Origin of the sequence: Collimonas sp. (assembly GCF_044339385.1) — a bacterium.
In the GTDB taxonomy this organism is placed as follows: Bacteria; Pseudomonadota; Gammaproteobacteria; order Burkholderiales; family Burkholderiaceae_D; genus Collimonas.
Genome location: NZ_JBIIVN010000011.1, coordinates 1 through 14,198 on the forward strand (window position 1 = coordinate 1; position 14,198 = coordinate 14,198).

12 protein-coding genes and 1 pseudogene are annotated in these 14,198 nt (G+C 57.3%); 6 read left to right on the top strand and 7 right to left on the bottom strand.

The annotated features are described in order from the left end of the window. Positions 1 to 163: 163 nt before the first annotated feature. Positions 164 to 1,573: an FAD-binding oxidoreductase gene (locus ACIQ0R_RS01605; protein ID WP_395823027.1), complete on the bottom strand. Its 1,410-nt coding sequence runs from the start codon at positions 1,571 to 1,573 to the stop codon at positions 164 to 166. Positions 1,574 to 2,361: 788 nt separating this feature from the next. Between ACIQ0R_RS01605 and ACIQ0R_RS01610 the strand changes: the two genes are divergently transcribed. Both ACIQ0R_RS01610 and ACIQ0R_RS01615 read left to right on the top strand, forming a co-directional pair. Further along, positions 2,362 to 3,882 (top strand): histidine-type phosphatase, encoded by a 1,521-nt coding sequence (locus tag ACIQ0R_RS01610; protein ID WP_395823071.1) that lies wholly within the window; start codon positions 2,362 to 2,364, stop codon positions 3,880 to 3,882. 156 nt (positions 3,883 to 4,038) lie between these two features. Next, complete coding sequence (locus ACIQ0R_RS01615) at positions 4,039 to 4,596, top strand: cob(I)yrinic acid a,c-diamide adenosyltransferase (RefSeq protein WP_395823029.1); 558 nt, start codon at positions 4,039 to 4,041, stop codon at positions 4,594 to 4,596. 78 nt (positions 4,597 to 4,674) lie between these two features. Here the strand turns inward: ACIQ0R_RS01615 and folE2 are convergent. From folE2 to ACIQ0R_RS01635, 4 genes and pseudogenes are all read right to left on the bottom strand, one after another. After that, positions 4,675 to 5,477 (bottom strand): annotated as a pseudogene (gene folE2 / locus ACIQ0R_RS01620) (GTP cyclohydrolase FolE2). Positions 5,478 to 5,597: 120 nt separating this feature from the next. Next, positions 5,598 to 7,469, bottom strand: a complete 1,872-nt coding sequence (gene dxs / locus ACIQ0R_RS01625; RefSeq protein ID WP_395823031.1) for a 1-deoxy-D-xylulose-5-phosphate synthase — start codon at positions 7,467 to 7,469, stop codon at positions 5,598 to 5,600. A gap of 8 nt (positions 7,470 to 7,477) precedes the next feature. Beyond that, on the bottom strand, positions 7,478 to 8,407 hold the full coding sequence (locus ACIQ0R_RS01630) for a polyprenyl synthetase family protein (protein WP_395823033.1): 930 nt from the start codon (positions 8,405 to 8,407) through the stop codon (positions 7,478 to 7,480). Continuing rightward, entirely contained in the window at positions 8,404 to 8,670 is a 267-nt protein-coding gene (locus tag ACIQ0R_RS01635; RefSeq protein WP_395823035.1) for an exodeoxyribonuclease VII small subunit, read from the bottom strand. The genes ACIQ0R_RS01630 and ACIQ0R_RS01635 overlap by 4 nt, the downstream gene beginning before the upstream one ends. A 234-nt stretch (positions 8,671 to 8,904) precedes the next feature. Between ACIQ0R_RS01635 and ACIQ0R_RS01640 the strand changes: the two genes are divergently transcribed. The 3 genes from ACIQ0R_RS01640 to ACIQ0R_RS01650 all read left to right on the top strand — a co-directional run bounded on the left by ACIQ0R_RS01640 (position 8,905) and on the right by ACIQ0R_RS01650 (position 12,028). Beyond that, the gene (locus ACIQ0R_RS01640) at positions 8,905 to 10,008 is read left to right on the top strand and encodes an aromatic ring-hydroxylating dioxygenase subunit alpha (RefSeq protein WP_395823037.1); all 1,104 of its coding nucleotides are present in this window, start codon (positions 8,905 to 8,907) and stop codon (positions 10,006 to 10,008) included. A 166-nt stretch (positions 10,009 to 10,174) separates the two neighbouring features. Further along, entirely contained in the window at positions 10,175 to 11,098 is a 924-nt protein-coding gene (locus ACIQ0R_RS01645) for a DMT family transporter (protein WP_395823039.1), read from the top strand. A 63-nt stretch (positions 11,099 to 11,161) separates the two neighbouring features. Further along, positions 11,162 to 12,028 (top strand): sulfurtransferase, encoded by an 867-nt coding sequence (locus tag ACIQ0R_RS01650; RefSeq protein ID WP_395823041.1) that lies wholly within the window; start codon positions 11,162 to 11,164, stop codon positions 12,026 to 12,028. A gap of 141 nt (positions 12,029 to 12,169) precedes the next feature. Here the strand turns inward: ACIQ0R_RS01650 and ACIQ0R_RS01655 are convergent, their stop codons facing one another. Next, positions 12,170 to 12,913, bottom strand: a complete 744-nt coding sequence (locus ACIQ0R_RS01655; RefSeq protein ID WP_395823073.1) for a ZIP family metal transporter — start codon at positions 12,911 to 12,913, stop codon at positions 12,170 to 12,172. On the opposite strand from ACIQ0R_RS01655, the gene ACIQ0R_RS01660 reads away from it, so the two are divergent. After that, positions 12,816 to 13,040, top strand: a complete 225-nt coding sequence (locus ACIQ0R_RS01660) for a hypothetical protein (RefSeq protein ID WP_395823075.1) — start codon at positions 12,816 to 12,818, stop codon at positions 13,038 to 13,040. The genes ACIQ0R_RS01655 and ACIQ0R_RS01660 overlap by 98 nt on opposite strands. A 219-nt stretch (positions 13,041 to 13,259) precedes the next feature. Here the strand turns inward: ACIQ0R_RS01660 and ACIQ0R_RS01665 are convergent, their stop codons facing one another. After that, positions 13,260 to 14,144, bottom strand: coding sequence for a dienelactone hydrolase family protein (locus ACIQ0R_RS01665; protein WP_395823043.1), 885 nt, complete (start codon positions 14,142 to 14,144; stop codon positions 13,260 to 13,262). Between the last annotated feature and the right edge of the window lie 54 nt (positions 14,145 to 14,198).

Genomic DNA, 14,198 nt, shown 5'->3' on the forward strand with positions numbered 1-14,198 from the left:
TCCGCCAGCTTGACCAACTCAGGATCGGGCTTGGCCCGTTTGGTGCGTTTTACGTAGGTCATTTTTTCCTCTATGGTGGCAGTGTGCTGCCAAATGACCGTTTACACAAAACTAATTACACCCTCGGCGGATTGATCAGACTCAGGCAGTTTCTCGGGGGGCTTTACCAGCGAATTATTTTTCCGGGATTCATGATGTTCTTTGGATCGAACGCATGCTTCAGTGCGCGCATTGTCGCAATCGCCTCATCACCGTGTTCCTCGATCAGGAAATCGATCTTGTGCAACCCGACCCCATGTTCACCGGTGCACGTGCCGTCCATCGCAATAGCACGGCTGACCATGCGCGCATTGACGCCTTCGGCGCGGGCGATGTCGGCCTCACTATTTGGATCGACCAGCATCTGTGTATGGAAATTGCCATCGCCGACATGGCCGATGATCGAGTACACCAGACCGTTCGCTTCGCAATCGGCCTTGGTGTCGAGGATGCATTCGGCCAGCCGCGAAATCGGCACGCAGCAGTCAGTGGAAATGGCACGGCTGCCCGGGCGCAGTTGCAGCAAAGCGAAATACGCATCGTGACGCGCCGCCCACAGACGCGAGCGATCTTCCGGCCGGGTCGCCCATTCAAAACCGGTAGCGCGATGCTCGGCCACCACTTCCTGCACAGTTTGCGCCTGCTCCTTAACACCATGCTCGCTGCCATGGAATTCAAACAGCAACAGCGGTTGCTCCGGCAGCGTCAGCTTGGAATGGGCATTGATCGCGCGCACGCCGTTCTCATCAAGTAACTCAACCCCGGCGACTGGCACGCCAAGCTGAATCGTCTGGATCAAGGCGTTGACTGCGTCGCCAATCGTCTGGAACGAACAGACTGCAGCAGAAATCGCTTCCGGTTGCGCATAAAGCTTGACCGTGACTTCGGTAATGATGCCGAGCGTACCTTCGCTGCCGACAAAGATGCGGGTCAGATCGTAGCCCGCCGAGGATTTCCTGGCGCGCGTGCCGGTCTTGATAATGCGCCCATCGGCGGTCGCCACGGTCAGCGCCAGCGTGTTCTCGCGCATGCTGCCGTAGCGCACCGCATTGGTGCCCGAAGCGCGGGTGGCGGCCATGCCGCCGATCGAGGCATCGGCGCCGGGGTCGATCGGGAAGAACAGGCCGCTATCCTTGATCTCGTGATTCAGTTGTTTGCGGGTGACGCCGGTCTGTACCGTCGCCGTCAAGTCTTCGGCATGGATTGCCAGCATCCGGTTCATGCGCGACAAGTCGACCGAAATACCGCCGTGCAGCGCCAGCACATGGCCTTCCAGTGACGTACCGCTGCCAAACGGAATGAGCGGCACCTGGTATTCGTTACATAGCCTGACCAGCGCAACTACGTCTTCCGTCGATTCAGCAAACACGACCGCATCGGGCGGCATCGGATCGTAAGACGACGCATCGCGTCCGTGATGCTCGCGCATCGCCGATATGGTGGAGAGGCGCTCGCCAAACAATTCGCCAAGCCTCACCAGCATGGCCGGCGGCAGCGGCAACCTGACGTTGGCCCCCTCAGTCATTCGATTCATCAACATCTCCTTTTCTCGGATTTTACTCCGCAGCGCCGACTGATGCGGGACTCTCTCAAGTTGCGATGGCCAATTCATTACTGTGTAACAAAGCTATCCTAAGCTATCGCGCTTTTGGACCATCACAGAAAGCAGGAATCACAATGCATGATTTGTTGCCCCCGTCTCCCTACCACCCGAACCGGCCGCTCAAGGCCATCGCATTGGCCGTCGCCACCGCATGCAGCCTGACCGCTTGCGGTGGATCTGACAATAACGTATCGGCCGCACCAGTCACCCCGCCGCAAAATACAGCCAAGACAGAAGGCGTCGTCATCGGCAGCTATTTCCGCAACGCCAAGGTCTGCTTCGATGCCAATGCAAACGGCCGCTGCGACGACAATGAAGTCAGCGCCCGTACCGATAACAACGGTCGTTTCTCTCTGGCCGGTGCGGCTGCTGCGGTGGTTGCTGAAATCGGTACCGACGCCATCGAGTTCGAACCGGATACCAACACCAGCAAGCCGGTATCGGGCAAGATCGTGTTGCTGGCCCCGAAGGAAGCGCCAGGCATTGTGAGTTTCCACTCGACCGCTGTGGTCGCCAAAATGGATACCAACCCGAACTTCAGCGACGCCACAAAGAAGGTCGCCACCTCGATCGGGGTACCCTCGAACAAGCTGCTGGCAGACTTCAACAAAGAATCCGATGCAGTCGTGAAAGCCGCGCTGAAGTCGTCCTCGGACGAAGGCCTGCCGCGTATTCGCAGCGCCATCGCCAATAAAGTAGAGGGTGAAGACGACCGCAAACTGCTGTCGAATGCCGCCCTGACCGCGCGTTACTACCAGACCAAAGCGCCTTATAGCCCGCAACAAGACGCCGCCGGCTATGAAGCCCCACCAGCCGGCTATGCGCCGGTATATACCCAACTCGTGGCGCGCCATGGCTCGCGTGGCCTGTCCAGCATGAAATACGACATGGCTGTCTATAACATGTGGAAGAAGGCGCAAGAAGACGGCGCGCTGACCGCATTGGGCGCCAAGCTGGGGCCGGACGTACTGAAGATCATGAAAGCCAACTTCCTGCTCGGCTACGGTGTGCCCGGCATTTCCAAGCCTGGCTACGGCAACGAGACCCAGGTCGGCATCAACGAGCATAAGCAACTGGCGGCACGCATGCTGCTGCGCCAGCCGGCATTCTGGAAACAAATCGGCGAAACGGCTAGCACCGCGCCGCGCAAAATCGTCAGCGTGACATCGGGCGTGGATCGCGCGGTCGATAGCGGTACGTTCTTTGTGGAGTCGCTGAAGACAGCGCAGCCTGCGCTGGCACCGCTGATCACCTATCCGGCAGCGGCGGGACCCTTCCCCGACAATGCCCCCGCAGTATCGCAACCGAACGGCACTAACCGTTTCCTGCTGTACTTCCACAAGCTGGACAAGACTACCGATCTGGTCACCAACACAACCAATCCTTTGTATCGTACCTACCAGGCCAGTCAGGAGTACCAGGCGTTCAAGAACGATCAAGACCTGGCAGACAAGCAAAGCGGCCTGTTCAAGACACCTGAAGCCAAAGCAGCCGGCCGCGCCGTGCTGGAACGCCTGTTCACCAAGGCCTTCATCGACAAGATCGAAAACGGTAGCTACAAATTCTCCAATGCTGGCAGCAGCACCTTCAGCAGCGACGACGGTGGCTTCACCTCTACCCTGACCGGCGACGGCAAAACCAAAATTGAATCGCTGGCGGATGCAGGTTCGATGATGTATGAGCTGTACGTTATCTCACCGGCCATGCGCGCCGAAGCCAATGTCGACTTCAGCGCCTACATGCCGCTGGATCAGGCCAAGCAATTCGCCTCCCTGAACGACGCTTCCGATTTCTACGACAAGGGACCCGGCATGACAGAGAAGGGCGACATCACCTACAAGATGTCGCAAATCCTGGTCGACGACCTGTTCGCAGAAGTCGACGCCATCAACAAGGGCGACCTGTCGCATGCAGCCAAACTGCGCTTCACGCACGCGGAGATCATCATTCCACTGGCTTCTCGCCTGGGCCTGAAGAATGTATTTCAACAGTTGCCGAAGGCCTTGACCTACAGCTACCAAAACAATCCATGGCGCGGTGAATACGTCTCGCCAATGGCGGCCAATCTGCAGTGGGATGTATTCAAAAATGCGTCGGGCAACCTGATCGTGAAGATGCTTTACAACGAAAAGGAAACCGACTTCATGGCGGCTTGCGACAATGCGAAGATCTCCAGCAGCAGCCATTTCTACGACTATGCCAAGCTCAAGGCTTGCTATGGTTATGCTGCATTGAACTAATCATTCTTTCTTCGCTCCTTCTGCGCGGATGCCTATTGCTACAATAGCGTCATCCGCGTTTCCTGCATGTTATGAAGCCGGCGTTTGCCGGCTTTTTTCATTTCTACTCATTTCCACTTCATGCCGCCCTTCGGCCCTCACCAGTCAGACACAATCATGGGTAACAGACTTTCAAAAATCACAACACGTACCGGCGACGACGGCAGCACCGGCCTTGGTGATGGCAGCCGCACGGACAAAGACGGCGCACGTATCCAGGCCATCGGCGATGTCGACGAACTCAATTCGCAACTGGGATTGTTGTTGTGCGAAAACCTGGATATCGGATTGCGTGAGGCATTGGTATCGATACAACACGATTTGTTTGATCTCGGCGGCGAATTATGTATTCCCGGCTATGCGTTGCTGACGGAGGCAAAAGTCGAACGTCTTGACCGCTGGCTGGAAAAATATAACGCGGCGCTGCCACCATTAAAGGATTTTATTCTGCCGGGCGGCAACCGTGCCGCCGCGCTGGCGCATGTCTGCCGCACCGTCTGTCGACGCGCTGAGCGCAGCATTGTCAGTCTGGGACGGGACGAAATGGTGAGTCAGTCGTTGCGGCAGTACGTCAATCGGCTGTCAGATTTATTGTTCGTACTGTCGCGCGTGCTGAACCGCGCGGATGGCGGGAGCGATGTGCTGTGGCAACAGGGCGACGCCTCCGAACAATGAAAACAGGCCGGCTGTGCGGCGCTTGAGGTGCCACATCAGCCGGCCCGCGACGCCAGCAGAGGCCGGCGTTTGCTATGCTTATTTGCTACGCTTATCGTGCTCGATCAGTGCATACGCCGAATGGTTATGGATCGATTCGAAGTTCTCGGCTTCCAGCACATAAGCCAGTACGCGCGGCTCGTTGTTCAAGACCACCGCCACATCGCGCACCAGATCTTCGACAAATTTCGGATTTTCATAAGCACGCTCGGTCACATATTTCTCATCCGGACGCTTCAGCAAACCAAACAGTTCGCAGGACGCCTGCGCCTCAATACTGGCGATCAATTCATCCACCAGGATCTCGCCATCCAGCACAGCATTGACGGTAATATGCGAACGCTGGTTATGCGCACCATAGGCGGAAATCTGCTTCGAGCACGGGCACAGGCCGGTCACCGGCACCAATATTTTGATCGTCACTTCCAGCGCGCCTTGGTTGATCTCGCCGCTGAGGCCGACCTCGTAATCCATCAAACTCTGCACCCCGGACACTGGCGCGGTCTTATTGATGAAATAGGGAAACGTCAGTTCAATGCGCCCGCGCTCGGCGTCCAGCAATCTCACCATCTGGCGTAGCGGTTCGCCGAAGGAGGCGATGTCGAGCGGGCCTTGCTACCCTCCAGCAGCGCGATGAAACGCGACATGTGCGTGCCCTTCTGCTGCTCCGGCAGGCGCACGTACATGTTCCAGCTGCCGATGGTCGGCTGCGCCTTGCCGGCGCTGCGAACCGTCACCGGGTAGCGCACGCCTTTGACGCCGACACGCTGAATCGCGATGTGGCGCGTATCGACGCTGCTTTGCACGTCTGGAATCGTCAGGTCGTTGTCGCGAGTATTCATGAAATGCTGAGCCTTAGAATAGAAGAACGCAGGGTCGGCACATCCTGCCCACGCGGCCGCCAATTGGCGGCCGCCGCGTGCGCATCGCATGCCCACCCTGTTTGATTGATTTTGCGTCTATTAATTTTGGTTGACGACCAGGCGCGGCTGATCTTTGCCAAAGCGCTGACGTATCGAGGCGGCGATACCTCCGGCATTCAAGCCGCACTGCGCCAACAGCTGGCTGGCATCGCCATGATCGATAAATTTGTCCGGCAAGCCGAGATTCAAGAGCGGCTTGACGCATCCGGCTGCTGCCAGCGCTTCCGCCACAGCGGCACCGGCGCCGCCCATGATGGCCCCTTCTTCGACGGTGACTAACGCATCGTGCGTCTTTGCCAACGCCAGCACCAAATCGACATCGAGCGGCTTGATGAAACGCATGTTGACCACCGTAGCGTCGAGCGACTCGCCCGCGGCAATACTTGGCGCCAGCATCGAACCGAACGCCAGGATCGCAACGCTATTGCCGCGACGTTTGATTTCACCCTTGCCAAGCGGCAGGATGGTCAGCGCCGGATCGATAGCCGCCCCGGCCCCGCCGCCCCGCGGGTAACGCACGGCGGCGGGGCCGTTGTACTGATAAGCGGTGCTCAGCATCTGCCGGCATTCGTTCTCGTCGGAAGCTGCCATCACCACCATGTTGGGGATGCAACGCAGGTACCCCATGTCGTAATTGCCGGCATGGGTGGCACCATCGGCGCCAACCAGGCCGGAACGATCGAGCGCAAAGGTCACGTCCAGATTTTGCAGCGCCACGTCATGAATCAATTGATCGTAGGCGCGCTGCAGGAAGGTCGAATAAATCGCCACCACCGGTTTCAGGCCTTCGCAAGCCAGACCGGCGGCGAAGGTTACTGCATGCTGCTCGGCGATGCCGACGTCGTAGAAGCGCTGCGGAAAACGCTTGGCGAACGTATCCAGGCCGGAGCCGCTGGACATCGCCGGGGTGATGCCGATCAGCTTATCGTCCTTTGCCGCCATATCGCACAGCCAGTCGCCAAATACCTGGGTGTAAGTCATCTTGCTGGCAGGGGCCGGTTTGATACCCTCCGCCGGATTGAACTTGCCCGGGCCGTGATACAGCACCGGATCGGCTTCCGCCAGCTTGTAGCCCTGACCCTTCTTGGTTACCACGTGCAGGAATTGCGGGCCTTTCAGGTTTTTCAGGTTTTGCAGCGTCGGGATCAGCGATTCCAGATCATGGCCGTCAATCGGTCCGATGTAATTGAAACCGAATTCTTCAAACATGGTAGCGGGCACCACCATACCTTTGGCGTGTTCTTCAAAGCGCTTGGCCAGTTGCCGCATCGGCGCCGGCAGGATCGATTTGCCGACATTCTTGGCCTGCGCATAGAACTGTCCCGACATCAAACGCGCCAGATAGCGGTTCAGCGCGCCCACCGGCGGCGAGATCGACATGTCGTTGTCGTTGAGGATCACCAGCATGTTGATGTCGTCATAGACGCCGGCATTGTTCATGGCTTCGAACACCATGCCTGCGGTCATGGCGCCATCGCCGATCACGGCAATCGCGTGGCGTCCGCTCTCACCCTTGGTCTTGGCGGCCAGGGCCATACCGAGCACCGCCGAGATCGAGGTCGACGAATGGGCGGTGCCAAAAGTGTCGTATTCGCTTTCGCTGCGGCGCGGAAAACCGGAAATACCGTCGAGCTGACGCAGGGTGTGCATGCGGTCGCGGCGGCCGGTCAGTATCTTGTGCGGATAGGTTTGATGGCCGACGTCCCAGACGATACGGTCTTCCGGCGTGTTAAAAACGTAATGCAGCGCAATCGTCAGCTCCACCGTGCCCAGATTGGACGAAAGATGGCCACCGGTCTGCGATACGGATTCGATGACGAATTCGCGCAGTTCATCGGCTAGCGGTTTGAGTTGCGCCCGCGTCAGTTTTCGTAAATCTGCCGGGCTGTCTATTGTGTTGAGAATTTCCATATGCCCTACTAAGCCTTCCGCTGCACGATCAAATCCGCCAGCTCGCGCAAGCGTCGTGCGTTGCCCCCAAAGATCGCAAGCGCCTGATGGGAGTCGTTGCGTAATTTTTCCGCCAATGCTTGCGATTCCGGCAATCCCAGAATCGAAACGTAAGTCGGCTTGTTGTCGGCGGCGTCCTTGCCAGCGGTTTTACCCAGCGTAGCAGAATCTGCGGTCGCATCAAGGATATCGTCGACAACCTGAAACGCCAGGCCAATCGCAGTGCCATAGGCCTCCAAGGCGGCACTCTCAGCTTGCGACAAGCGCTTGCCGCTCCAGGCGCCAAGCAATACCGACGCGCGCAGCAAGGCGCCGGTTTTCAATTTGTGCATCTGCTCCAAGTCTGCCAGCGCCAGATTGAGGCCGACGCTGGCCAGGTCAATCGCTTGTCCGCCGCACATGCCGAGCGAACCGGAAGCCTGCGCCAGCAAGCGCAGCATGACGATCTGGCGCGCCGCGTCGATACCTTGGTCGGCAGCGGCGAGCACCACAAATGCCTGCGCCTGCAAGGCGCCGCCGACCAGCAACGCAGTCGCTTCATCATATTGCACATGCACCGTCGGTTTGCCGCGACGCAGGGAATCGTCGTCCATGCACGGCATATCGTCGTGCACCAGCGAATAGGCATGAATCATTTCGACTGCCGCAGCAGCGCGTTGCACAGCAGCGAGCGGCGCTGCAAAAAGCTCTCCAGCAGCAAATACCAGCAACGGCCGCACGCGTTTGCCGCCATCCAGCGCCGCGTAGCGCATCGCCTGGTGGAGCTTCGCTGGGGTTGCGGTTTCTGCAGGCAGAAAGCCGCTCAAGGCCGCCTCCATGTCAGCCTGGACCTGACGCATCCATTCGGCGAATGGCTGTGTCGCGCCTTGGCTTGAGGTCGTTAGCTGGGCCGCCGTCATTCGTTGGCTCCGCTGCTGTGGTCATTGAGCGCCTCGCCGACGAACGGCTTGAGCATGTCGCCTTCCAGTACCTTGACCTGGCTATCGACCTTATCGAGTTGCACTGAGCAAAACTTGACCAGCTCCGATCCTCGTTTATAGGCGGCAACAGAGGCTTCCAGCGGTAATTCGCCAGCTTCCATCTGAGCAACCAGTTGCTCCAGTTCGGCCATTGCCTGCTCGAAAGAAGCCGGCGTGCTGGTGGAAATCGGATTTTTTGGCATAGTGGTTGTAAATAGTTTAGTCCGCTATTTTAGAGCAAACATGTTTAACTCGTTGAATTTCGAGCAGTTAATCTGGATAAATAGACTGTGGACAGCGCAAAATAACGCCATTTTTGCAATTTTTATGGGATAATTCTTGGTTATGTCCAAAATTTCCGTTTCATATTATTTGAACACAGGTTTTTGCGGATTCTTTCTCTCTTAGGTTGATACAACACATTTAGGGGTGGAGGGATGTCCAATCTGGCTTCTATTACCAAGCTCGCGCGCTCTAATGCGCAACTTCCAGTCAACGTCTATTTTGACGAAGCGCTTTTAAAGCGCGAAATCCAGCAACTCTTCCAGCATGGCCCGCGCTACGTCGGCCATGAACTGATGGTGCCCAACGTGGGCGATTACGCCACGCTTGCATCCGAAGCTGAGGGCCGTATGCTGGTGCGCAATCCGCAGGGGATTGAGTTGATTTCCAACGTCTGCCGCCATCGGCAGGCCAAGATGTTCGACGGTCGCGGCAATGCCCGCAACATCGTCTGCCCGCTGCATCGCTGGACTTACGATCTGAAGGGCGAACTGATCGGCGCACCGCATTTCGGCGAGACGCCGTGCATGAACCTGTCCAAGACGCCACTGCAAAGTTGGAACGGCCTGCTGTTCGAACAAAACGCCTTCCATGTCGGCGAAAAGCTGGCGCAGCTGGGCGTCGCCAAGGATCTCGATTTCAGCGGCTATTTGTTCGATCACGTCGAAGTGCACGAGTGCGACTACAACTGGAAGACCTTCGTCGAGGTCTACCTGGAGGACTATCACGTAGAGCCTTTCCATCCAGGCCTGGGCAGCTTCGTCAGCTGCGACGACTTGCAATGGCAATTCGGCAAGGATTACAGCGTGCAGACGGTTGGCGTCAACCACGGGCTGGCAAAATCCGGCTCGCCAACTTACCGCAAGTGGCAAGAACAAGTCCTCAAGTTCAACCATGGCGAAGCACCGAAATTCGGCGCGATCTGGCTGACGCTTTACCCCAACATCATGGTCGAGTGGTATCCGCACGTACTGGTGGTATCGACACTATGGCCGCGCGGCCCGCAAAAAACCACCAACGTGGTCGAGTTTTATTATCCGGAAGAGGTTGCATTATTCGAACGCGAAATGGTTGAAGCAGAGCGCGCCGCCTACATGGAAACCTGCGTCGAAGACGATGAAATTGCGCTGCGCATGGATGCCGGACGACGCATCCTGATGGAGCGTGGCGTCAGTGAAGTCGGGCCATACCAGTCGCCAATGGAAGACGGTATGCAACACTTCCACGAATGGCATCGTAACCAGGCCGGCCTGCTGTAAAAGCCGGCGATTGGCCGTAACTGAACCGCACCAGAGCCGGGATTGCTTCGTTTGAGCGAGCCAATCAATCCCGGCTTTTTCATTTTTGCGACACCGCACAGGCAACTTCAGCGGAATCGGTCAAAATAACGACTTATCCGCTAACCGACCTCTGCCACCTCATCTCATGCAATCGCTCTGGATGCTCTTCGCTAGCCTCATGTTTTCTGTCATGGGGGTCTGTGTCAAACTCGCCGCCGATCATTATTCAATCTGGGAAATCGTACTCAGCCGTGGCCTGATCGGCATGCTGCTCATCATCGGCCTGATCTTAAGCAAGGGCGGTACGCTGAAGACGCCGATGCCGCGCCAGCATGTGTGGCGCGGGGTGATCGGCGTATTTGCGCTGTCGCTATGGTTTTATTCGTTCAGCCTGCTGCCGATCTCCACGGCCACCACCCTCAACTACACTTCATCGATCTGGCTGGCCGCGATACTGTTTGGCGCTGCCTGGTGGCGTGGCAGCAGCCGCTTCGATTGGGGCATGGCCGCCACCATCCTGATCAGCCTCATCGGCGTGATGTTGTTGCTGCAACCATCGTTCGATCCGAACCAGACTCTGGGTGGCTTGATTGCGCTAGTATCCGGCCTGATCTCGGCGGTGGCTTACCTACAGGTGCGCCACCTGGGAACGCTAGGCGAGCCGGAATATCGGGTGGTGTTCTATTTTTCGGCAACCAGCGCCATCGCCGGCCCGGCCTGCTGCCTGCTGCTGCCTGGTGGCGGCATACCATTCTGGCACACGCACGACCTGCAAGGCGTCGCATTGCTGATTACCCTTAGCCTGTCCGCCACCATCGCGCAAATGGCCATGACCCGCGCTTATCGGCTCGGCAACCCGCTATTGACGGCTAACCTGCAATACACCGGCATCGTCTTTTCCAGCGCCTGGGGGCTTCTCATTTGGCAAGATCAGCTGGGCTGGCGTGGCTGGACCGGCACGGCGGTAATCCTTATCGGCGGTTTACTGGCAACGTTTTATAATCAACGACAGGCACGTCCGCAAACGCCGTTGCGGCTGGAAAAACCATTGTCCGACGAGACCGCCTGATAGATTTTTTCGTACACTATCGCATCACCTGAACCTGATTCCCATACAAACCGAAGGAAAGCCATGACCCAAGCACATCCTTACAAGACGCTGATTTCGGCTGCCAATCTATTGGCCAACGCGCAAAAACCAAATTGGGTCATCGTCGATTGCCGGCACGATTTGATGGATCCTGGCGCAGGCCAGGCAGCATATGCCGCCGGCCACATTGCTGCGGCCCGCTTCGCCAACCTGGACCGCGATTTATCCGGCCCCAAACAAGCGGCGGACGGCGCTTTCAAAGGCCGGCATCCATTGCCGGATACAGACGCGCTGATCGCTACGCTAAGGCGCTGGGGCGTCAGCGACGACACACAAGTTGTCGCCTACGATGCCCACGGCGGCATGTATGCGGCGCGCCTTTGGTGGCTGCTGCGTTCAATCGGCCACGATTCCGTGGCTGTGCTGGACGGTGGGCTGGCCGCCTGGCAAGCTGAAGGGCAGCCCCTGACAACGCGCGAACCGACGCCTGCACCTGGCAGCATCTGCGCCAAGGCAGCGCTGACCCGCAGCGTCGATGCACATGACATACTGATCAACCTGACCAGCCAGCGACAAATCGTAATCGATGCCCGTGCTCCGGATCGCTTCCGCGGCGAAAACGAAACCATCGATCCGGTAGGTGGCCATATTCCCGGCGCCAAGAACCGCTTCTTCAAAGATAATCTGCAAGCCGACGGCCGCTTCAAGTCCGGGCATCAATTACACGAGGAATTCAGCACGCTGATCAGCGAACCTCGGGCAGCAGTAATGCAATGCGGCTCAGGCGTGACAGCCTGCCACAACCTGCTGGCACTGGAAATCGCCGGCCTGCACGGTGCCGCACTCTATCCAGGCTCATGGAGCGAGTGGTGCGCCGACGCCGCCCGGCCGATAGTCAAGGGCGTCTGAACGGGGTTGCAATAACCTGAATGGAAGGTGAGGATGAGCATGTTTTTTTTGCCCACGCATTGCACGCGAATTTGGCGTAACGCGGGGTAGAAACCCTATCCATCCTGAGCTTGGCGTTGGCGCTTCGGCTAAAGCTGGAATTTAATGATGAGGTGCGTGACGCGTCAGAAACAGCACAATCGCCACCCCTGCACCGATCAGCAGAATCTGCGGAATGGTTTCGCGCAACGTGGCGCGGCGCTGCATTTGCGGCATCAGGTCGCTGACTGCGATGTAGATGAATCCCGAAGAGGCAAACACCAGCACGTAAGGAATCCATTCCATGCCGCGCTCCAGCGTAAAGTAACCCAGCAGGCCTCCAGCTACCGCCATCAGGCTACAGATCAGGTTATACACATAGGCACGCGTACGCGAAAAGCCGGCATTCAGCAACACGATGAAATCGCCGATTTCCTGGGGAATCTCATGCACGATGATCGCCAGGCCGGTGATTAAACCCAGATGCGGATCGGCCAGGAAGGCCGCTGCAATCAGGATGCCATCGGTAAAATTGTGCAAGCCGTCGCCCACCAGAATCATCCAGCCAGCCTTGCCGGCCTCTTTTTTATCGTGACCATGGTGATGCCCGTGACCGTCGTCTTCGTGATGATGCGAATGGCGCAGTATGGCAAATTTCTCCAGCACAAAGAAAGTCAACAAGCCGCCTAGCAAGACCGCGAACAACGTATGGTTATCGGCCTGCGATTCGAACGCCTCCGGCAATGCGTGCAACAAGGAAGTCGCCAACATGATACCAACCGACAAACTGACCATCCGCTCGACCACCTTAGAGAGCAAAGCGAATGAGAAAATAGCGGCGGCGGTAATACTGAAGACGCCAGCGATCGTAGTCGCCAGCAGAATTGAAACAAGTGTGGAATTAATTTTTGGCCCCAGCAAACAGATATTAGATGCAACAATGTTGCAAATTAAAGCATACCTGCTGCAATTGGGCAAATTTTACTTTTGGTGATCGCGGGTTCAAGAGCTACGGTAATCGCAGGATGGTAAGTTTTTTGCCACCCCGTCGAAGCAGCCACAACGCCGCCTGAAGCGGCTTGAATCTTGACGAAGGCTGGGCACGAGTACCCAGCCAAGATAAAAACACGCAGCACAACGAGTGACTACGCGAGTGACTACGCGAGTTACGACGTCGTTGCCCAACCAAGCCGCTAACAGTCAACCTCTTTGGTCAGCTTACTCCATGCGTTTTGAACCACGCCAATACACGCTTCCAGCCATCCTTGGCATCGGCCTCAACGTAGCTGGGCCGGTAATCGGCATTAAATGCATGGCCGGAATTAGGATACACGACAAATTCCGACTTGCTGCGACCCTTGGCCAACGCTTCTTTGATCTGCGCCACATCAGCCAACGGAATCCCATCATCCTTGGCGCCATACAGTCCCAGAACCGGCACTTTCAAGGTCGGTGCGATGTCGACCGGCTGCCTCGGCTGTAACTCGTCGCGCTCGCCCACCAGACGGCCGTACCATGCCGCAGCGGCCTTTACCTTCAGATTGTGAGCGGAATATAGCCACGTAATCCGCCCGCCCCAGCAAAAGCCGGTGATGGCTAGCTTGTCGACGTTGCCGCCATTCGCCTTGGCCCAGGCGACGCAGGCATCGAGATCCCCCATCACCTGATCGTCCGGCACTTTTGAAATCACGTTTTTGTACAGCTCTGGAATCGATGCAAACGCCGCCGGATTGCCCTGACGAACAAAAAGGTCCGGCGCAATCGCCAGATAACCCAGCTTGGCAAAACGCCGGGTAATATCGGCAATGTGCTCGTGCACGCCGAAAATTTCAGAAATCACCAGCACTACCGGCAGATTGGTTTTCCCCTCTGGCTGAGAGCGGTAGATCGGCACGCTGAGGCCGTTCTGGGCAATCTCAAGCGGCCCGGCAGTGAGGCCGACGCTATCGGTCTTGATAACAGTCTGCGCGGTTACCGGCATTACCGCTGCGGCAAATCCGGTACCCAGCGTCGTCTTGAGGAAGGTACGACGATCCACTGCGCCTGACAACCCGGTTTTCGCCACCAGACTGTCGAAATCTTCTTTCAAATTCGGCATACAAGCTCCTTAAAATTAACAATCAATTGCGCCATCAATTATCCATTTGCAAAT